This is a genomic window from Marinospirillum perlucidum, from assembly GCF_003336805.1.
Classification (GTDB): Bacteria; Pseudomonadota; Gammaproteobacteria; order Pseudomonadales; family Halomonadaceae; genus Marinospirillum; species Marinospirillum perlucidum.
Genome location: NZ_QFWJ01000003.1, coordinates 173,649 through 193,500, shown reverse-complemented (window position 1 = coordinate 193,500; position 19,852 = coordinate 173,649). Strand labels below are relative to the sequence as shown.

At 52.7% G+C, this 19,852-nt stretch carries 17 protein-coding genes; 7 read left to right on the top strand and 10 right to left on the bottom strand.

Translation table 11 applies throughout. The annotated features are described in order from the left end of the window. The first annotated feature begins 40 nt into the window (after window positions 1-40). Window positions 41-457 (top strand): nucleoside diphosphate kinase regulator, encoded by a 417-nt coding sequence (rnk, locus tag DFK18_RS05745; protein ID WP_218563906.1) that lies wholly within the window; start codon window positions 41-43, stop codon window positions 455-457. Window positions 458-472: 15 nt separating this feature from the next. Here rnk and DFK18_RS05740 read toward each other — a convergent pair whose 3' ends face one another. Then, on the bottom strand, window positions 473-1,897 hold the full coding sequence (locus tag DFK18_RS05740) for an ATP-binding protein (RefSeq protein WP_114417285.1): 1,425 nt from the start codon (window positions 1,895-1,897) through the stop codon (window positions 473-475). Then, window positions 1,894-2,634, bottom strand: a complete 741-nt coding sequence (locus DFK18_RS05735; protein WP_114417284.1) for a response regulator — start codon at window positions 2,632-2,634, stop codon at window positions 1,894-1,896. The genes DFK18_RS05740 and DFK18_RS05735 overlap by 4 nt, the downstream gene beginning before the upstream one ends. Window positions 2,635-2,855: 221 nt before the next feature. Here DFK18_RS05735 and DFK18_RS05730 point away from each other — a divergent pair, with 221 nt between their 5' ends. Continuing rightward, window positions 2,856-3,293, top strand: a complete 438-nt coding sequence (locus DFK18_RS05730; RefSeq protein WP_114417283.1) for a hypothetical protein — start codon at window positions 2,856-2,858, stop codon at window positions 3,291-3,293. Between the two features lie 213 nt (window positions 3,294-3,506). Beyond that, on the top strand, window positions 3,507-4,625 hold the full coding sequence (locus DFK18_RS05725) for a hypothetical protein (protein WP_114417282.1): 1,119 nt from the start codon (window positions 3,507-3,509) through the stop codon (window positions 4,623-4,625). A gap of 50 nt (window positions 4,626-4,675) precedes the next feature. Here the strand turns inward: DFK18_RS05725 and DFK18_RS05720 are convergent, their stop codons facing one another. Then, the gene (locus tag DFK18_RS05720) at window positions 4,676-5,605 is read right to left on the bottom strand and encodes a DHH family phosphoesterase (RefSeq protein WP_114417281.1); all 930 of its coding nucleotides are present in this window, start codon (window positions 5,603-5,605) and stop codon (window positions 4,676-4,678) included. A gap of 70 nt (window positions 5,606-5,675) precedes the next feature. Between DFK18_RS05720 and pepN the strand changes: the two genes are divergently transcribed. The 3 genes from pepN to DFK18_RS05705 all read left to right on the top strand — a co-directional run bounded on the left by pepN (window position 5,676) and on the right by DFK18_RS05705 (window position 9,834). Next, window positions 5,676-8,342 (top strand): aminopeptidase N, encoded by a 2,667-nt coding sequence (pepN, locus tag DFK18_RS05715; protein ID WP_114417280.1) that lies wholly within the window; start codon window positions 5,676-5,678, stop codon window positions 8,340-8,342. Between the two features lie 218 nt (window positions 8,343-8,560). Continuing rightward, entirely contained in the window at window positions 8,561-9,538 is a 978-nt protein-coding gene (locus DFK18_RS05710) for a hypothetical protein (RefSeq protein ID WP_114417279.1), read from the top strand. Between the two features lie 92 nt (window positions 9,539-9,630). Beyond that, a complete protein-coding gene (locus DFK18_RS05705; protein ID WP_114417278.1) occupies window positions 9,631-9,834 on the top strand; it encodes a hypothetical protein in 204 nt (67 codons plus the stop codon). An 84-nt stretch (window positions 9,835-9,918) separates the two neighbouring features. On the opposite strand, the gene DFK18_RS05700 is transcribed toward DFK18_RS05705, so the two are convergent. After that, window positions 9,919-10,533 carry a YitT family protein gene (locus DFK18_RS05700; RefSeq protein WP_425451589.1) on the bottom strand — a complete coding sequence of 205 codons (615 nt, stop codon included), beginning with the start codon at window positions 10,531-10,533 and terminating at the stop codon, window positions 9,919-9,921. Beyond that, a complete protein-coding gene (locus DFK18_RS05695) occupies window positions 10,533-13,391 on the bottom strand; it encodes a valine--tRNA ligase (RefSeq protein WP_114417276.1) in 2,859 nt (952 codons plus the stop codon). The genes DFK18_RS05700 and DFK18_RS05695 overlap by 1 nt, the downstream gene beginning before the upstream one ends. A gap of 454 nt (window positions 13,392-13,845) precedes the next feature. Here DFK18_RS05695 and DFK18_RS05690 point away from each other — a divergent pair, with 454 nt between their 5' ends. Then, on the top strand, window positions 13,846-14,226 hold the full coding sequence (locus DFK18_RS05690) for a hypothetical protein (RefSeq protein WP_114417275.1): 381 nt from the start codon (window positions 13,846-13,848) through the stop codon (window positions 14,224-14,226). A 2-nt stretch (window positions 14,227-14,228) separates the two neighbouring features. Here the strand turns inward: DFK18_RS05690 and DFK18_RS05685 are convergent, their stop codons facing one another. The 5 genes from DFK18_RS05685 to hflK all read right to left on the bottom strand — a co-directional run bounded on the left by DFK18_RS05685 (window position 14,229) and on the right by hflK (window position 19,841). After that, entirely contained in the window at window positions 14,229-15,008 is a 780-nt protein-coding gene (locus tag DFK18_RS05685; RefSeq protein WP_114417274.1) for a methyltransferase domain-containing protein, read from the bottom strand. Between the two features lie 139 nt (window positions 15,009-15,147). Continuing rightward, window positions 15,148-16,443 carry an adenylosuccinate synthase gene (locus DFK18_RS05680; protein WP_114417273.1) on the bottom strand — a complete coding sequence of 432 codons (1,296 nt, stop codon included), beginning with the start codon at window positions 16,441-16,443 and terminating at the stop codon, window positions 15,148-15,150. 35 nt (window positions 16,444-16,478) lie between these two features. Next, complete coding sequence (locus tag DFK18_RS05675; RefSeq protein WP_114417272.1) at window positions 16,479-17,648, bottom strand: ATP phosphoribosyltransferase regulatory subunit; 1,170 nt, start codon at window positions 17,646-17,648, stop codon at window positions 16,479-16,481. Between the two features lie 88 nt (window positions 17,649-17,736). Beyond that, window positions 17,737-18,612 (bottom strand): protease modulator HflC, encoded by an 876-nt coding sequence (hflC, locus tag DFK18_RS05670; protein WP_114417271.1) that lies wholly within the window; start codon window positions 18,610-18,612, stop codon window positions 17,737-17,739. After that, window positions 18,612-19,841 (bottom strand): FtsH protease activity modulator HflK, encoded by a 1,230-nt coding sequence (gene hflK / locus DFK18_RS05665; RefSeq protein WP_114417270.1) that lies wholly within the window; start codon window positions 19,839-19,841, stop codon window positions 18,612-18,614. The genes hflC and hflK overlap by 1 nt, the downstream gene beginning before the upstream one ends. Between the last annotated feature and the right edge of the window lie 11 nt (window positions 19,842-19,852).

Sequence of the window (19,852 nt, the reverse complement as noted above, 5' to 3'; positions counted from 1 at the left end):
GGCTGCGGGGGTGTGTTTTTTTTAATGGAAGGTAGAAATTATGATTGCACAACTTCACTTGCTGCTGAACGAACTGGATCACGCGCGTCTGGAAAAACTTCTGGATCGCCCTGAGTATGCCAAACAGGCTGTTGCCCAGGCATTGAGTGAGCGCCTGGATGCAGCGGATGTAGCCGACCCGGCCGAGATTCCTGCTGACCTGGTCAGCATGCACAGCCGAGTCAGGTTTCGCGATCTGAAGGCTGACATCCTGCTGGAAAAAGAGTTGGTGTACCCGCACAACCTTAATCCCCAGGCCACCGATCAACTCTCGGTGCTGGCTCCTCTGGGAGCAGCCCTGCTAGGCGCAAGGGTCGGCCAGGAAGTACACTGGCAGCTGCCCAACGGCAAGGATGCAGCGCTCAAGGTTGAGGAGCTGCTTTATCAACCTGAAGCTGCAGGAGATCTTTACCGCTAATCCCTGCTTGCCGTATTAGGACTGATCGGGTTTTCGCGGTAACTGAATGCTAGCAACCAGGCCTGTATTTCCATCTGGCCTGGAATCCAGCGTCAATTGCCCGCCCTGTTGCTGAATCAGACTGCGGGCGATCGCCAGACCTAATCCCGAACCTCCGGTCGTTTCAGAACGTGAAGCTTCCAGGCGGTAAAAGGGTTGAAAGACCTTTTCCCGTTCTTTCTCTGGAATCCCCGGGCCCTCATCGGTGATAGTAATTTTCACCTCCAGCTTATCCACTTCCAGCATCACTTTGGCTCGCTGACCATACTTCAAGGCATTATCAATTAAATTCTGCAGAGCACGACGCAAAGCCTGAGTACGTATAGGAATAATCAGGCCTGGCCCACCCCGGTAGTCAACAGCCTGTCCCTGGTCAGCATAATCATCACAAAGACTTTGCAGGAGAGCCTGGATATCCACCGGTTTCTTGGCTTCATGATTACTACCCCGAACAAAATCCAGGGTTGTCTCACTCAATTGCTGCATGGCCTCCAAGCTGGCCAGCAATTTGTCTCGATCCTGGCCATCCGGCAGCAGCTCAACGCGTAAACGCATATGGGTAATCGGCGTACGCAGGTCATGAGAAAGAGCAGCCAGCAGCCGCGCTCTTTCTTCCAACTGTTGACCGACCTGTTCCTGCATACTGTTAAAAGCTTGGATCACCTCCTGCAGATCACGAGGACCACTGGGCTTGATTGGGCGGGGCTGTCCCCGAGCAAAGCTACGCGCAGCCTCACTGAGTTTTTTAAGCGGCTGAATCAGGCGACCGACAGAGATAATAACCGCCAACGCAACCAGAACTGCCGTAACCACCAGGCTCAACCAGACTCTTGATGACCAGGGCGGACCCTGAGGAGGGGCAACCAATTCCAAATTCAACCAAGGGCCGGAAGGGGTCTGCAAACTGGCTTTCAGTCTTGGAAGACAAAAACGCCGCCGATGTCGCTCGTGGTGGTCATACTCCTCTTTTTCCCAACGATGCTCCTCCTCTTCCCGCCGATATTCATCCTGATCGCGTTCACATCGGGGATGATCCGGATAAACCAGTTGAAACCCAGAGGGGGGCACAGGCTGAGGCAGAGCCTGGCGCAGTGCCAGCTCCCAACCGGTAGCTGATTGGCCGGGGAGAACCACTGGCTCCTGCGTCAAAGTAAATTTCTGTCCGGGTGCAGCCATGGCTTCAAGAAGATTGCCATGACTGCTTGCTGGCAACTCTTCGACCAGTTCCCAGATCGTTACCAGACGCTGCATCAGCAACTCCTGACCGGCTTCATGCAAACGCTGACGACGCTCATCCGCAAGAATCCAGAAACTGATCACCTGGCCCAGAAAAACGGCCAGAAGAACCCAGAGCAGCAGGCGCCCCAGCAGCCTTTGAGGTAAGAGATTCAGTTTTCTCATAGGCGACTACCGGGAGATAACGCCTCGACATCGGCATTAAACTGATAACCACCACCCCAAACGGTTTTGATCAACTGGGGGTGACGGGAATCCTTTTCAATTTTACGTCTCAGACGACTGACCTGATTATCGATCGCACGATCATATGCCTGAGCTTCACGTCCTGCCGTTAAATCCAGCAGCTGATCACGACTCAGGACCCGGCGGGGATGCTTTAAAAACACCTGAAGAAGCCGAAACTCAGCGGTAGATAAGGGCAGTTCTACGCCTTCATTGGTCAAGAGCGCACGGCGATCACTATCTAGCACCCATTCGCCAAAAGCCAGTCGTTGCTCAGACTGAAGTTCACCTAAAGGCGGCAGTGTCTGGCTACGTCTGAGTACTGCCTTGATTCTTGCGAGTAACTCCCTGGGATTGAAAGGTTTGGTGACATAATCATCGGCCCCCATTTCCAATCCCACCACCCGATCCATATCTTCACCTAGCGCCGTCAAAAGAATAATGGGAATCTGGGGGAAGTGTTCACGCAAAAAACGGCAACAGCTCAAACCGTCTTCACCCGGCATCATGATATCCAGCAATACCAGATCAGGTGCCAAGGTAGAAATACGTTGACGTACTTCTTCGCTGGAAGAAGCCAGGCTCACCTGCATACCCTGTTTTTGCAGATATCTGGCCAGAAGTTCACGAATGTCCTGATGATCGTCAACAACTAAAATATGTGCACTTAGAGACATAACGACTTTCCTGACAACTTTTGCCCAGTATAAAACCTGAAGCCAGTAAAAGTTTCACAAAATGTCACTAGATTCTCGGCTGCTACCTTTTGCGACAATTTTTTTATTGGCTGACATAGTCCAGCGACATCCAGGCGTTTTAATGCTAAACAGTCCCGTAAAAAGGCGGTGAGCAATCGCAATAACGGGTTCGATGTAATCTGATCTAACGGAGAAGTCCTATGAAGAAGCTACTACTGGCTTTAGTTGCAGCTCTACTGGTTGGCCACACTGCTCTTACTCTGGCTTGGGCTGGCCCACATTTTGTTGATGGCGATTGTGATCGTCGAGGTGGTCACCATCAGCAAGGCGGCCATCATCATGGTGAAGGTGAATACCGTCATCACCGGGGGCCTGGGCGAGAAGGCCAACCAACCCAGAGAAATTCTGATCCCCTGACAGCGGAAGAAATCACTACCCTGGCTGAAGCTCGTGCTTTGATGATGTACGGCTCCGGTTCCAGCGCACAGGTGACCGAATTGGAAGAAGGTGGTTACCAGGTAGAAATCATGAATGCCGAAGGTGAGGTAAAAGGCAGCCATGAGTTGAATGCTCAAGGCTTTCCTCAGGGACGCCACCATCATTATGACGACAGTGAATACGAAGAAGAAAACGAATGACCCCCTGCCTCTGCAAAAAACCGGGAGCCTGACTCCCGGTTTTTTATTGCTACAAACTCACCACAAGCCTCCGGGCTTTTTGAGTTCCCCTCAACTATTAAGCTCCCAGTCATAGTTTTGGTATTTCCCCCAAAGAAGCATGGTTTTAGCCTTTTTTGCAGGTAAAATTACGGCTTACTGGGCCCAGGAGGCCAGCACAAGAAAGGAAAAACCATGCGGAACTTAGTTCAGGGATTGGCCTTGTTACTGACGGCCAGCCTGCTGACCGGCTGTATTAATGCCAAGGTCAAGGATACACCCTCGCTACAAGGCCATTACGCCCTGGAACCCTGTTGGCTATCGACACCCTATGGCGAAAATGCTCAGGGTGTCTTTGCCATCACCAGCGAGTTCGGTAGCAGCGATACACTAGTGCTAAGTCGCCGTCAGGCCGTCACTTCTTTGGCCGAAGCCTTGAACCTGCCGACCAACAATCTCGATCAACTGGATTTCAGTCAAAGCCGGGTCACTCTGGGAGGCAGAAATCTGGGTCTAGCTCCAACCTGGACTCACCAGGGCCGCCATTACAGCTATGCCTATCTAGCCAATCCACAAGCAGATCGCTGGGTAAAATCGGGTTGTTCTCCGGCCAGCTGTGAACCCCAAAATTGTTCGCCAGCCTGGCTGTGTGAAGATAATCAGGGCGAATATCTGGCAGCTGTCACCGTCAGTCAATTGGCGGCTAATGCCAGCGAACAGTATCGTTACCTGTTTGAAAATGCACTGAAACAGCTAAAAACCACTCACGGGGTGCGCTTGGCTTCAGAAAGAACCCAGCTCACAACTCGCTCCGGTAGTGCGACCAACCTGCAAGTCTATTTGCGGGAACGCCAGAACACCCAAATCGAATTTGCCGAAACCAATGATCAACAAGCCCTAGTGCTCACCAATGCCTGCCGCCTGGAAGACACCCTCTACGGGCGAGTTGAACTTCTCGGCGTTACCAACCCGGATTTGGGACTTGAGCCGGTCAACAGCCGTTGGCATGAGAACCTGGCCAGCCCGGGTGAGAAGCTGGCCATCGGCCACTTTTCCGGCATTCTGTCCCACAACCTGATATCACTCAGAATTGAATATGCTCTGCGCAACGCGCTCCTGCAACTGGCTCGCAGCCAGGCCGTTGCCATTCGCAGTGATCAGGTACAGCTGGATCAGCTGGATGGTGGCCATTATTCCATGCAACTGGTCACAGAAGAAATGACGCTGACGCGCCAAGTGAGGGTTCGAGGGGTCAGGTTTATGGGCCGTGCAGCCGACCCTGAAGTTTTTGTTTTGGTTGAAGCTCTCGATTAAAACGGCAGGGTTGCGAAGAACCCTGCCCGGATCCTTTAAGAAACCTCAGATTAACCATCCTGGTTGATTTTGGTAATGAGTTCATTCAGAACTTTTTCTGCCTGATCATTATCAACCTGACAGGTGCCTGCATTCAGGTGGCCGCCGCCATTGTATTTTAGACACAGCTCGCCCACATTGGTGTTGGAGCTACGGTTGAGGATGGATTTGCCCACTGCAAAAACCGTATTCTGCTTTTTCAGGCCCCACATCACATGGATGGAGATATTGCAGTTGGGGTAGAGCGCATAGAGGGTGAAACGGTTGGTGGCATAGATGGTGTCCTGCTCGCGCAGATCCAGAACCACCAGATTACCGTGCACCTGGGCACACTTCTGAATCTGTTGGCGAGCCTTGCTGTCATGTTCAAAATACAGCTGGGTACGCTCCTTGACGTCGGGTAACTCCAGAATTTCCTCGATCGAGTGATTACGGCAGTAATCAATCAACTGCATCATCAATTGATAGTTGGAAATGCGGAATTCACGGAAGCGCCCCAGGCCAGTACGCGCATCCATAATAAAGTTGAGCAGTACCCAGCCTTCGGGATTCAAAACCTCATCTTCGGTAAACTGCGCCGAATCCCCCTTGTCCACAGCTTCCATCATGTCATCCCAGCGCGCCGGGAAGGCATCATGGCCACCGTAATAATCCCAAACCACACGAGCCGCCGAAGGTGCATCAGGATCAATAATATGGTTATCCGCCCGATCTTCATTGCGCAGGGTTTCACTCAGGTGATGGTCAAATGCCAGATGGCAGCCAGGTACGTAGGGCAGGTTGGTGGTGATATCCCCGGCACCAATTTCAATTTTACCGTCCTGCATGTCCTTGGGATGCACAAACTGGATATCGTCAATTAGATCCAGGTGCTTCAAGAGAGCCGCGCAAACCAAACCATCAAAATCGCTGCGGGTCACCAAACGGTACTTTTCTGACATGGAATTCTCCTGTTAAGTTACACTGAGTTAAAAATAACACCCTTTTTTTACCTTTTCGAGGCTTATCAGGATGAATCAGGCAGTTTCCAACACGTCTCCGAACGCTTCCCCCCAGACTATTTACCTGAAGGATTATTTACCCCCGGCCTTTTTGGTCAAAAAGGTCGAACTCGATTTTCGCCTAGAACCACAGAACACCGTGGTTACAAGCCGTTTATACCTGAGCCGTAATCCGGTTTACCCGGATCCCCAGGCACCGTTGGAACTCAAAGGCCAGGAGCTGAAGCTGCTATCCATTAAACTCGATGACCAACCTCTGGGAGAAGAAGGCTATGCCATCCAGGCTGACACCCTGAAACTGGCCGGGGTGCCGGATAACTTTGTTCTGGAAACCCAGGTTGAAATCAATCCGGAAAACAACACGGCCCTGGAAGGTCTCTATCTATCCAGTGGTAACTTCTGCACCCAATGCGAAGCCGAGGGTTTCCGTCGCATCACCTGGTATCCGGATCGTCCTGATGTGTTGGCACCTTTCACGACCCGCATCGAAGCGGACAAAACTCAATTCCCGGTTCTACTCTCCAATGGCAATCCTACCGAAAAAGGGGATTTGGACCAGGGCAGGCATTATGTCACCTGGGAAGACCCCTTTCCCAAACCCAGCTACCTCTTTGCTTTGGTCGCAGGGGATCTCCACGCAGTTAAAGACACCTTCAACACGGCATCCGGTCGTCAAGTCGCACTGGAAATCTGGGTGGAAAAGGAAAACCTGCATAAGTGCGATCATGCCCTGGCCTCGCTTAAAAACGCCATGCGTTGGGATGAAGCCACCTATGGTCGTGAATACGACCTGGATATCTACATGATCGTGGCGGTCAACGACTTTAATATGGGGGCGATGGAAAACAAGGGGCTCAACATTTTTAATTCAGCCTGTGTGCTAGCTGACCCCAAAAGTGAAACGGATGCCGCCTTTCATCGGGTAGAAAGCGTGGTCGCGCACGAGTATTTTCATAACTGGTCGGGCAATCGTGTGACCTGCAGGGACTGGTTTCAGCTCTCCTTGAAAGAAGGGTTTACCGTTTTCCGTGATCAGCAGTTCAGTGCCGATCAGCACTCCCCCGCAGTGGAGCGCATTCAAAATGTCGGCCTGCTGCGCACTGCTCAATTTGCCGAGGATGCCAGCCCTACCGCGCATCCGGTAAGACCTGACAGCTACATCGAAATCAATAATTTTTACACCCTAACCGTCTACGAAAAGGGCTCGGAAATTGTACGCATGCTGTCTGAACTGCTCGGCTGGGATGCCTTCCGCAAGGGCAGTGACCTCTATTTTGAACGCTTTGATGGTCAAGCCGTCACGGTCGAGGATTTTGTCCAGTGCATGGCTGAGGTTTCCGGCCTGAACCTGGACCAATTTCTGCTCTGGTACAGTCAGGCCGGAACCCCCAGAGTTACGGCAAAAGGTGATTACAATGCTGCCGAGAAGACCTGGACACTGACCCTCAAACAGGAAACGCCTCCGACACCGGGTCAGGCTGACAAGCAACCCCTGTTAATTCCTATCAAGATGGGGCTGGTCGGCCCAGGTGGACAGCCTCTGCCTTTGGAAGTGGATGGCCAGCACCTGGGGGTTGAAACGGTTCTGCATTTAAAAGAAGCGGAACAAAGCTGGACCTTCCATCACCTGGAAGACGAACCCCTGCCTTCATTGCTCAGAGGCTTCTCGGCTCCGGTCAAGCTGGACTATGACTACAGCCGCCAGGATCTGGCTTTCCTTCTGCAACAAGACCCTGATGGTTTTAATCGCTGGGATGCTGGACAGCGTCTGGCCCTGCAAGCCCTCCAGGAGCTCGTGGCTGCCCAGCAGGAAGGCCGTGATCTGGTCCTGGATGCGGAGCTGATCGCTTCCTGGCAAAAACTCCTGGAAGGTGAACCCGAAGACCCACAAATGCTGGCCGAACTGTTACAGCTCCCCTCGGAAGCCTATATTGCCGAACAGTATGACCAAGTGGATATCGATGCCATCCACACAGCTCGCGATTATGCCCGCAAAACCCTGGCAACGGCCCTTTATCCGGATTTACTACGCCTCTACAAGGCTTTTAACCAGCAGAAGCCCTGGTCTGCCGATGCCAAAGAAGCTGCGGCTAGAAGGCTAAAAAACACCTGCCTCAGCCTCCTGGTCGTGACCGATACGGATGAAGCCCTGCAACTGGCCGAAAAACAGTTCCAGCACGCCGATAATATGACCGATCAACAGGCTGCCCTGACCTGCCTGGTTCATGCCCAGGAAGCCAATCAAGGCGAAGCCGCTCTGGCGCAGTTTGCCCGTCAGTGGGCTCACGACCCGCTGGTGATGGATACCTGGTTCAGTATTCAGGTCACCCGCCCGCATCCGGATGCCCTTCAGCGAGTTCAGGCACTCCTCGAGCACCCGGCATTTTCCATGAAAAATCCCAACAAAATCAGAGCGGTCCTGGGTGCTTTTGCCGGCCAAAACCGTCACAACTTCCACCGCCGCGATGGTGCAGGCTACCAGTTGCTAGCTGATGCAGTGATCCAACTGAACAGTCTCAATCCTCAGATTGCATCACGACTGGTCTTGCCCCTAACGCGCTTCCAGAAACTGGATGACTATCGTAAAGACAAGATGAAAGAGCAGCTTGAGCGCATCCATAAACAAGATTTGAGTCCAGATCTTTACGAAATGGTTACTAAAGCACTATCAGCTTAAATCTTTCTACTCAAGGGGCAAGAAGACGATGCAGATCAAGTTTTTATAAGTTTTTTTCATTGCTTTGAACTTTGGTCTAAACCTGTACAGAGAAGCCATTGACAAAGCATAAAAAACCATGAGAGTCTGCACTCAGCGGTCAGGGAACACCCCGCCGCCCCTTGAACCTGAAACGAAAGTGATTTCGATCTAACAACAAATAAGAAGGTACAAACGCTATGAAATTGCGTCATGCTCTCGCGGGCACCGTTGCCCTGCCTCTCGCCCTTGCTGTAGCCTCCTCTGCCAATGCTGCAACTATCGTTGATAACGATGAACAAACCTTTAAAGTTGGTGGTTTTGTTCAAGCTCAACACGTATTTGGCATGTACGATGCTGACACCACGGAAGATGACCATGGTATGGAGTTGGGTGTTTCTCGTCTGAACTTCACTCACACCAAGAAAACAGATGCTGGCGACATCACCATTTTCTATGAAAATGATTTCCGTGGAACACCAACAGGAAGCTCCCCTGGGTACCGCCTGCGCCATGCCGTCATCAAGTATGATGGTTGGACAGCTGGTTACACTTGGTCTTTCTTCTCCAACCTGAATGGTCTGGGTGAAACTATCGACCATAACGGCAACGCCGTAAGAAGTGCCGCCACGAATCGTAACCCAGTTCTGGGTAAAACCTTCACTCTGGCTGATGGCATGTCTGTAGGTGTTTCTCTTGAAGACCGCGGCTCATCCGACGCAGAAATGATGCCAGATATCACGGTTAACTTTAACGGCAACTTTGGTGGCATTGGTGTATTCGCCGCTGCACAAAACTATGCAATTGGTAACGGCGCTGCCGCCACTACCGAAACCCGTATTACTGGTAGTGTTGCTGTCCCTGCTGGCCCTGCAACTGTTAAAGCAGCCTTTACCCAAGATGTTGATGACATGTGGGTAACAGGTTCCGCTCAGTTCCGTGCAACAGAAACTGTTCGCGCCAACCTGGTTGTTGAGCAAGCGATGATGGATGCTGACGATTCAGACTACACCGCTCTGTTCGTAAACGCCATCTACACTACTCCAGTTGGTTTGGAATGGGGTGCTGAAGTAGGTACCGTATCAGCAGATGCGTCTTCTGGTGGCCCCCTGCTTGGAAGTGGTGGCAATTCCGATGGCGACATGACTGTACGTCTGCAAGCTCGCTACGCTTTCTAAGTTACTACTGGCCTAAGCCAGTCTGCTTATGCAAGCTGATAAACCCTCGTTCACAAGAGCGGGGGTTTTTTATTGTTTATAAGGAGGTCAATATGAAAACGGTGCGCTTGACTGCAAAACCGGTTGATGGAGAACTACGTTTGACTCTACCGTCAGAACTACAGGCTAGTGAAGAAGTCGAGGTTTTTATCACCGGGATAGAAAAAGAGGTTCCTGCTGCACCTCCAGCATCCAAAGAACCTCTGGCCATTAAAACCAGCCTTAATATTCAAATGAATGCTGGCAAGAATCGTTAACTAACCCTTGCCAGACAAACTGGGACTGGAGGGATGAAGCTAAGCAAAATCTGAGTGCCGCTTAGTAAACCCTGCAGGGGAAACTTAACTAACCCCCTGATAACGTCCGGGCTTGTGGTTAAGGGTCAGAATCAGATTGAGCATGCCTGCACCCAAAATGGACAACAGCACCTTGTCAGGAGGCAGAACAAAAAAAGCGCCCAGAACAATACAGAGGTCTACACCCATCTGGAATTTACCCGCACGAATGGAAAACTTGTCCTGCAGGTAAAGGGCAAGAATATTGACCCCGCCCAGGCTGGCCCTATGGCGAAAAAGCATAAGAATGCCCAGGCCCATGCACATGCCGCCCAACAGAGCAGCATAGACAGCTTCGACTCGACTGAAATCTATCCAGTAGGGCGTCCATTCTGCAAACACCGAAACCAGGCCCACCGCCATAAAGGTTCTCAAGGTGAATTTCCACCCCATGCGCAAGAAAGCCAGTAGGTAGAAAGGCAGATTAAGTAGAAAGAAGATGGGGCCAAAACCCCATCCACTCATGTACTTGATCAGAAATGCCAGACCCGCAGTACTGCCCGTCAACAGCTCGGCTTCACTGTAGAGGGTAATCCCCAAGGCCACGAGGGGCGTGGCCGTAATCAGGGCCAGACCATCTTCCACCAGACTATGCTGTTGCGGTGTTTCAGTCCTGTCGATCACAGCTTTTGCAGTTCCTGCTGCTGTTTCTTCAACTGTTCACATGCCGCTTCAGCATCCGCCAACTTGGCTTTTTCCTTCTCCACTACGGCTGCAGGAGCCTTGCTGATAAAGCTTTCATTTTTCAACTTACCAGCAGTACGCTGCATATCTTTTTGCAGACGTTCAATTTCCTTATCCAGGCGGGCGATTTCAGCTTCCTTGTCGATCAAACCGGCCAAAGGCAAATGAACTTCCATTTGACCAACCAGCTGCATGGCTGTCATGGGGAGACCTTCCTCACCCACTAGCTGCAGATTTTCCAGCTTGGCCAGCTTTTGCAGGAAGATACGGTTCTCTTGCAGGCGACGCTGATCTTCCGGTGACGCCTTGTCCAGCAGCAAGGGCAGAAGCTTACCGGGTGGCAGGTTCATTTCAGCACGCAGGTTCCTGACGGCCAGGATGACCCCTTTCACCCATTCCAAGTCAGCAATGGCTTGATCATCGATCTGATCCTTGGCTGCTTCGGGCCATTCAGCCAGCATCAGGCTATCACCTTCCACGCCAGCCAGAGGTTTAACCCGCTGCCAGATTTCCTCGGTAATAAAGGGAATCATCGGATGGCCCAGACGCAGGATGGCTTCCAGAACCCGAACCAGGGTGCGGCGAGTGCCTCGCAACTCTTCAGGGTGGGCATCTTCTTTCCAGAGTACCGGCTTGGAGAGTTCCAGATACCAATCACAATAATCGTTCCAGACAAACTCATAGAAGGCATTGGCTGCCAGATCAAAGCGGTAGTTGCCCAGATGGCGGGTTACTTCCGCTTCTGTCTGCTGCAGCCTGGAGATAATCCAGCGGTCCGCCAGGGTCAGCTCTACCGGCTCACCCTGAACACCACAATCCTCGCCTTCAGTGTTGCTAAGTACATAACGAGCGGCATTCCAAAGCTTGTTACAGAAATTGCGATAGCCTTCCAGGCGTTTCATGTCCCAGTTGATATCCCGGCCGGTTGTCGCCATGGCCAGCAGGGTAAACCTTAGCGCATCAGTACCATGCGCACCGATGCCTTCGGGAAAGGCTTTTTTGGTCTGCTTGGCAATCTTGTCTGCCAGCTGGGGCTGCATCAAGCCGCTGGTGCGTTTTTGCAGCAGGTTTTCAAGATCGATGCCATCGATCATGTCCAAAGGATCCAGAACATTACCCTTGGATTTGGACATCTTCTGACCATTGTCATCGCGAATCAGGCCGGTGACATAAACCGTTTTGAAAGGCACCTGATCCGTGAACTTCAGGGTCAGCATGATCATGCGCGCTACCCAGAAGAAAATGATGTCAAAACCGGTAACCAGTACATCGGTCGGGTGGAAGGTTTTCAGTTCTTCGGTTTCTTCCGGCCAGCCCAGGGTACCGAAAGTCCACAGTCCGGAACTGAACCAGGTATCCAGAACGTCGGTGTCCTGCTCCAGGCTAACCTCAGTACCTAGATTGTATTTCTGGCGAACGGCTTCTTCGCTCTGACCGACATAGATATTGCCGACTTCGTCGTACCAGGCCGGAATTCGATGCCCCCACCAGAGCTGGCGGGAGATACACCAGTCCTGGATATCCCGCATCCAGGCAAAATACATGTTCTCGTACTGTTTGGGGACAAATTCAATCTCGCCTTTTTCCACGGCCTGAATCGCAGGTTCAGCCAGAGGAGCAATTTTGACAAACCATTGATCAGTCAAAAGCGGCTCGATGACAACACCGGAACGATCCCCATAGGGCAGGGTGTTGTTGATTTCTTCGATGTCCTCCAGCAGGCCCAGCGCCTCCATCTCCGCTACCAGCTTCTTGCGGGCTTCAAAGCGATCCAGCCCTTTGAAGAGTTCCGGCAGCGTAGGATCGATGGCTTCATTGGGCGTACCATCCAGATTATAAACTTCCGCTTGATCTCGGATGGCGGCATCGATGGTCATGACGTTGATCAGTGGCTGGTTATGGCGTTTACCCACCTGATAGTCATTAAAGTCATGTGCCGGCGTGATTTTTACACAGCCCGAACCCTTGTCCATATCGGCATGATCATCGGCAACGACCGGAATGCGCCGCCCGACCAGCGGTAAAATGATGTCCTTGCCCACCAGCGAGGCATAGCGCTCATCCTTGGGGTTAACAGCGACACAGGTATCACCCAGCAGGGTTTCCGGGCGGGTGGTCGCCACCACCAGATAATCCTTGCCCTCAGGTGTTTTAACGCCATCGGCCAGGGGGTAGCGGAAATGCCAGAACTTTCCTTTCTGGTCTTTGTTTTCCACTTCCAGATCGGAAATGGCGGTATGCAATTTAGGGTCCCAGTTAACCAAGCGCTTACCGCGATAAATCAGGCCTTCATCGTAAAGGCGAATAAAGACTTCCTGAACGGCCTTGTAAAAACCGGAATCCATGGTGAAGCGTTCACGATCCCAGTCGACGGATGCACCCAGGCGGCGCAGCTGACGGGTAATGGTGCCACCGGATTGCTCTTTCCATTCCCAGACTTTTTCCAGAAAGTTTTCACGCCCCAGGTCGTGGCGGCTTTTGCCTTCTTCAGCAGCCAGTTTGCGCTCCACCAGCATCTGGGTGGCAATACCCGCATGGTCAGTACCTACCTGCCAGAGGGTGTTCTTCTGCTGCATTCGCTGCCAGCGCGTCAGGGTATCCATGATGGAATCCTGGAAGGCATGGCCCATGTGCAGACTGCCGGTCACATTGGGCGGCGGAATCATGATGCTGTAGGGCGCACCCTCACCACGGGGACGAAAATACCCCTTTTCTTCCCACTCCTTGGCCCAACGTTTTTCAATGTCGGCCGGTTGATAGGTCTTGTCGAGTGAAGCTTCAGGCTTGCTGGTCATGGAAATCCCGTTTAAGACTTGGTTCTGAGAGCGAATGACTGGCGTCCTGACTGCTAGGCTGCGCCAATAGCCGATTTCCAGCCTGCTGTAAAAGCAGAAAAGCCAGGTATTCAACCCGGTTTAGAGTACTACTAGCTGGAACTTGCAGAGAAAAGCAATCAGGATCAAATAATTTTGCAGAAAAGCCGGAGCTAGAGCCTCAACCTCCTACCGGAGGATCTTCAGGTCAAGCCGCTGACCAGCAACTGGTCATCCAGCATTTCAGCCCAGGCTACTTCTGTTTGCCGCTAATTATAGCTTTTTTGCGACTCTGGATACACACTTTACAAAGACTTGAACCCTGGCACAGAAATCCTGGTCACTAAGGAGTAAACTCAGGAATTAATCCTTTTAGCTGAAGGCTAAATTTTGTACTCTTAACAACTGGTAACGAATAGTAACGGAATAACAGCCCATGCATGATGCAAGCATTCTACTCAGCCTTCACCCGCCTGCCTTGAACCGGGGTGCAGTACGAGTGGAAATCGATCAGTTATCTGCAGTGATACTGCAGCGGCTTCTTCAGCAGGAGCCCCTGGTGGCCCTGCCTAATGACAGCCTGCGCAGCTACCTGGAAGACCTGGGCCTGGATTTCCCCGACCCTTTGCAAATGCGTGGACTCATCAAACAGCTGCGGGAAGATATGCGCCTGGTGGGTGTGGATAACCCGGTTCTGCAGGTCGGTGGAGGCTTGATGCTGAACCGCCATGTTAATATCTGCTGCGAGGAGGATGAAGGTCCCGACCTCCTGGATATCATTTATACCGGCCTCACTCACCCCAATAAGGACAGTTAAGTTCAAGGACGCTGGGCGTGTACCAGCAAATAGCGTCCTAGCCGCCAAAAGGGTTCCACCTGACAGTAACGTTTTTCCAATTGCAAAAGACGCTCCTGGCGGGCCTCAGGCGGCAACTCCCGCCGCAGGTAATCATTAAAGACACGGATACCGCTCACTCCAAGTATATCCAGACCTGCCTGTTGCAACCTATCTATCACGGCCTCTGGGGGCAAGGGTGAGATCGGCGTCAAGCGGCTGCCCTTTCCCTTACCCTGCAGTTGCCCCTGTAAAGCTCTTTGCCAGTTACCTCGCAAGACATTGGTCAAAAGCAGGGCATCCGCATTGAAAAACATCAGCGACAGATAACCGCCAGGCCGGATTCTTGTTATCAACTGCTCCAGAGCAGCATAGGGTTGATACAGCCATTCCAGAACAGCATGACAAACCACCAGATCAAAATCCTGCTGATCAGCAGGCAAGCGGTCCGGCAATTCCTGAATACTTGCTGCCAGAGGCGTCACGCCAGCTCTGTGCAGCCGACGTGCTGCAAAGGTGCGCATTTCTTCAGAGGGTTCCGCCAGGAGTACTTCATGACCCTTGCGAGCCAACCAGGCACTGATCTGTCCCAAGCCACCCCCGGCATCCAACACTTGGAGCCTGGATGTCTCCACAGGCAGCTCTGCCAACATCCGATCGCGTATGACCTTCAGACGTAGACGCCCTTTAGCAGTGCCATAGATATTACGGGCGAATTTTTCGGCCAAACCATCAAAGGATTTATCTTGCTGCAGGCTGCTCATAGAATCCAGTTCACCGGATCGCCATCAACATCAAAGCGGGTAGGTAGTGAGAGGGTCCGGTCTGACCGAGATTTCTGCGTCAGACCGGGAAGGCGATTTACGCCCGGAATCAGCTCCAGGCGCAAGGATTTACACCAGGTTAGACCTTGAAAGGATCACGAAGAACGATGGTTTCTTCACGATCCGGGCCGGTGGAAATGATATCGATGGGCACACCAATCTGCTCTTCCAGGTAGCTGATATAGCTGCGTGCGTTGGCAGGCAGATCTTCCAGCTTTTTGACACCGACAGTGGATTCACTCCAACCGGGCAATTCCTTGTAGACAGGTGCAACTGCTGCAAAACCTTCTGCATCAACTGGGCTGGAGATTTCATTGCCATCCTTGTCCTTGTAAGCAATACAAACCTTGAGCCCATCCAGACCATCCAGAACATCCAGTTTGGTCAGGCAAACACCGGTAACCGAGTTGATTTGCACGGCATAGCGCAGGGCTACGGCATCAAACCAACCGCAGCGGCGGGCACGTCCGGTCGTAGTCCCAAACTCATGACCTTTTTCCGCCAGATGCTCGCCATCGGCATCAAAGAGTTCAGTGGGCATGGGGCCCGAGCCGACTCGAGTGGTGTAAGCCTTGGTAATACCCAGAATATAATCCAGGTAGAGAGGACCAAAGCCCGAACCTGTCGCCGTACCCCCAGCCGTGGTGTTGGAGCTGGTTACAAAGGGATAGGTACCATGGTCGATATCCAGTAGCGAACCCTGGGCCCCTTCAAACATGATATTGGCACCTTCCGCACGCAGCTTATGCAGATAGGCGGTAGTATCCGTGATCATGGGGCGTAGTTCCTCGGCGTAGGCCAGGCACTGCTCCATGATTTGTTGAAAGTCGACCGGCTCTTCCTTGAAGTAATTCTGGAGAACAAAGTTATGGTAGTTGAGGACTTCGCCCAGCTTGGCAGCGAAACGCTCACGGTGCAGAAGATCACCCAGGCGCAAACCGCGACGAGCCACCTTATCTTCATAGGCTGGACCGATACCCCGACCCGTAGTACCGATTTTTGCTTCACCGCGGGCTTTTTCGCGCGCCAGATCCAGACGCACGTGGTAGGGCAGAATCAAGGGACAGGCAGCAGACAGCTTGAGGCGATCACGTACGGGCACGCCTCGCTTTTCCAGCATCTGGATTTCCTTGATCAGGGCATCCGGTGCCAGAACCACACCATTACCGATTACGCAGGTAACCTTTTCCCGCAGAATACCGGAGGGAATCAGATGCAGGGCGGTTTTTTCACCATTCACCACTAGGGTATGACCGGCATTGTGCCCACCCTGAAAGCGAACGACCGCTTCGGTTTCTTCAGTCAGGAGGTCGACAACCTTGCCCTTGCCTTCATCACCCCACTGGGTACCCAGAACAACAACATTATTACCCATGTTCAGCTCTCTATAACTTGATTTAAACGACTTACTTAAGCCTTGACCAGCAGCCACTGTCCCTGCTGATATTCGATGCGTTGAGTCACTCTGGCAGGCAACTTGGCACCCTCCAGATCCAGGATAACTCTTTTACCCTGGGCGCGAAGCTGCTGCAGGAGTTCGCGTCCCTGGGCATCCCTTTGACAGCCGGACGGTGCCGCAATCAATTCTGGTGCGGCTGCTTCTTGAGTCAGACCGGCAAGAACCTTCAGATCGGTAGAAAAGCCTGTCGCTGGACGGGCTCGACCAAAAACACCGCCAATTTCATCATAGCGGCCACCCTTGGCCAAAGCCTGGCCCAACTGGGGCACATAGGCCGCAAAGACCAAACCGGTATGATAGTGGTAACCCCGCAATTCCGACAGATCCAAGTAAAGATTAACTTGAGGGTAGATGCTTTGCAGGGCCTGGGACAGCTCGCGCAATTCAGCCAAGGCTTGCTGGACACCTGCTGGTGCCGCCTGTAATTCGGTTGCCGCCCTTTCGAGGACTTCCACTCCGCCATTCAAGTGAGCCAGTTTTTTCAACCAGTCTACTTCCTGTCCTTCTTGCCCGGCAAAAAGAGCATCCAGTTCACCCAGGCGCTTGTGCTGCAGTAAATCAAAGAGTTTCTCTTCAGTTTCGGCATCCAGATCAACAGCTTCCAGCAGAGCACGATAGATACCCACATGCCCCAGGTCCAGACACAGATCCGTAGCACCGGCAGCCAGCAGGCTTTCCGTCATCAGGCAGAGAATTTCCAGATCACTCTGGGTACCGGCATGACCGAACAGCTCGGCACCCAACTGAATGGGCGAACGTGAACCCAGCAGATTTTCCGGACGCGTTCTCAGCACTTCGGTGGAATAGCAAAAGCGGGTGACACCCTCGGTACGCATGGAGTGAGCATCCATGCGCGCCACCTGAGGAGTTACATCAGCGCTGACGCCCATCATGCGACCACTCAACTGATCGGTCACCTTGAAGGTCTGGAGTTCCAGATCATGGCCAGCACCGGTCAGCAGAGATTCCAGAAATTCCACCTTGGGTGGCAGAACCAGCTCATAGCCCCAGGCATGAAACTGGTCCAGCAGACGCCGGCGCAGGCTTTCTATCTGGCGGGCCTGGGGCGGAAGAACCTCATCCATGCCATCGGGAAGTAGCCAATGATCTGCAAAACTCATCTAAGTCTCCAACCTACTCAAGATAATGGTATTTTTAACGCAAAAAAACCGAGGGACCAGCCCTCGGCTCAGGATAACAGGGGATAGATCAACGTTGCCCTTCGGGCGTCTCCAGGAAGCGGAAAAATTCGCTTTCGGGGCTGACTACCAGGATGTCATCCTTGTTGGCAAAAGCTGCACGATAGGCCTGCATGGAACGGACAAAGCTATAGAAGTCATCGTCTTCTCCAAAGGCATCGGCATAAATGCGGGCTGCTTCAGCATCCCCTTCACCACGCAGGATTTCGGCTTCACGCTGGGCGTTGGCCAGAATCACCTCGCGGTTACGGTCAGCTGCCGCGCGAATACGCTCGGCCTGTTCGTTACCCTCGGCGCGATACTCGCGAGCTTCACGCTGACGCTCGGTGCGCATCCGCTCGTAGACTGAGTTGGATACTTCCGTGGGCAGGTCAATCTGCTTAACCCGAATATCCATGATGGAAACACCCATCTCGTCAACCAGGGCGGTATTCAGTTCATCAATGGGCCGAGTCATCAACTCATCCCGCTGTTCACTGACAATTTCTGCCAGGGTGCGGCGACCGAATTCGTTACGCAGACTTTCATCCACACGCGGTGCAATCAGACGCTCTGCAGCCAGTTCCGAACCGGAGGTGGCTTCGTAGTAGCGGGTGACATCCACGATCCGCCACTTAACGAAGGAGTCCACAATCACACCCTTGCGATCCCCGGTTAGATAGCGCGAAGACTGGGCATCCAGGGTTTGTACCCGGGTATCAAACAAGCGCACGGTGTTATACACGGGAATTTTCCAGTGCAAACCCGGCTGAATATCGGTTTCTACCACTTCACCAAACTTCAGACGAATGGCTCGCTGGGTTTCATTAACCACATAGAGACTGCTGCTGGCGAGCAGGGCAACAACTGCAAGTAAGGCCAGCGCCACAAAAGAACGTGCGTGCATTAGCGACCCTCCCGACGAATACCATTGTTGCTACCCTGGCGCTCACGTACGCGCTCCAGGACTCGATCTGTCAACTGATCCAGCTCATAGTCATCCAGATTATTGGTGGACGAGGAAGATGAGGAGCTAGAACCTGATCCGGAAGCACGGTTACTGACCGCACTGCCACCGGCCAGACGATCCAGAGGCAGATACATCATGTTGTTACTGCCTTGTTCAGTATTAACCAGCACCTTGCTGGAATTACTCAGCACTTCCTGCATGGCTTCAATGTAGAGACGCTCACGCGTCACTTCAGGTGAACGCTGGTACTCGGTCAAGAGCGCAGAAAAACGCTGGGCTTCACCCTCTGCGCGTGCCACAACCGCTTCGCGGTAACCCTGGGCTTCTTCCAGAATACGGGCTGCTCGACCTTCCGCTTCAGGAATCACCGAGTTTTCATAGGAGCGTGCCTGGTTGATGGTTCTCTCGCGGTCTTCACGAGCACGAATAACATCATCAAAGGCTGACTGAACTTCATCCGGTGCCGAGGTGTTCTCGATGTTGACGGTTTGCAGACGCAAGCCAACGCCATAGGTATCCAGATAACGCTGCAGACGATCAAAAACGCCCTGGGCCAGGATTTCACGACCCTCGGTCAGGATTGCGATCAGATTGGTCGTCCCCACTTCGTGACGCAGGGAAGAATCCAATGCAAATTCCAGACTGCGTTCAGGTGAACGCACATTGATCAGGTAATCCTTGGGGTTCTGAACGATGTATTGAGCGGAAATCTCGACCTTTACGATATTTTCGTCTTTGGTCAGCATACTGGTCGTCTGGCTCAGCGAACGAATACGCGTAACATTGACGTTGGTGACCGAATCAATAATCGGCGGATTCCAGTGCAGACCCGGGGTAACCGTTTCATGGTATTTACCCAGACGCAGTACGACGCCCCTTTCCGATTGGTCGACCAGGTAGAAGCCACTGGCTACCCAAATGGCCAGAACCAGAACACCGACCAGAGCCGTCAGGCCAAAACCGCCGAATTTACCGGGCGTACGTCCAGAGCCACCACCTTTGTTGCCCTTGCCACCAAAGAGGCCACCCAGCTTGTCCTGCATTTTCTTCAGGGCTTCATCCAGATCAGGAGGCCCCTGATCCTTGCCGGGACCGCCGCCGGGTTTGCGACCGCCACCACTCCAGGGATCGTGTTGATTGCCACCACCGGGCTCATTCCACGCCATAGTTTTCTGTC

Coding starts and splice junctions, on each gene's coding strand:
- hflC (WP_114417271.1), bottom strand. CDS start 18,612: ATGCACGCACGTTCTTTTGTGGCGCTGGCCTTACTTGCAGTTGTTGCC.
- pepN (WP_114417280.1), top strand. CDS start 5,676: ATGAATCAGGCAGTTTCCAACACGTCTCCGAACGCTTCCCCCCAGACT.
- rnk (WP_218563906.1), top strand. CDS start 41: ATGATTGCACAACTTCACTTGCTGCTGAACGAACTGGATCACGCGCGT.
- DFK18_RS05680 (WP_114417273.1), bottom strand. CDS start 16,443: ATGGGTAATAATGTTGTTGTTCTGGGTACCCAGTGGGGTGATGAAGGC.
- DFK18_RS05735 (WP_114417284.1), bottom strand. CDS start 2,634: ATGTCTCTAAGTGCACATATTTTAGTTGTTGACGATCATCAGGACATT.
- hflK (WP_114417270.1), bottom strand. CDS start 19,841: ATGGCGTGGAATGAGCCCGGTGGTGGCAATCAACACGATCCCTGGAGT.
- DFK18_RS05705 (WP_114417278.1), top strand. CDS start 9,631: ATGAAAACGGTGCGCTTGACTGCAAAACCGGTTGATGGAGAACTACGT.
- DFK18_RS05690 (WP_114417275.1), top strand. CDS start 13,846: ATGCATGATGCAAGCATTCTACTCAGCCTTCACCCGCCTGCCTTGAAC.
- DFK18_RS05730 (WP_114417283.1), top strand. CDS start 2,856: ATGAAGAAGCTACTACTGGCTTTAGTTGCAGCTCTACTGGTTGGCCAC.
- DFK18_RS05720 (WP_114417281.1), bottom strand. CDS start 5,605: ATGTCAGAAAAGTACCGTTTGGTGACCCGCAGCGATTTTGATGGTTTG.
- DFK18_RS05740 (WP_114417285.1), bottom strand. CDS start 1,897: ATGAGAAAACTGAATCTCTTACCTCAAAGGCTGCTGGGGCGCCTGCTG.
- DFK18_RS05695 (WP_114417276.1), bottom strand. CDS start 13,391: ATGACCAGCAAGCCTGAAGCTTCACTCGACAAGACCTATCAACCGGCC.
- DFK18_RS05685 (WP_114417274.1), bottom strand. CDS start 15,008: ATGAGCAGCCTGCAGCAAGATAAATCCTTTGATGGTTTGGCCGAAAAA.
- DFK18_RS05710 (WP_114417279.1), top strand. CDS start 8,561: ATGAAATTGCGTCATGCTCTCGCGGGCACCGTTGCCCTGCCTCTCGCC.
- DFK18_RS05725 (WP_114417282.1), top strand. CDS start 3,507: ATGCGGAACTTAGTTCAGGGATTGGCCTTGTTACTGACGGCCAGCCTG.
- DFK18_RS05675 (WP_114417272.1), bottom strand. CDS start 17,648: ATGAGTTTTGCAGATCATTGGCTACTTCCCGATGGCATGGATGAGGTT.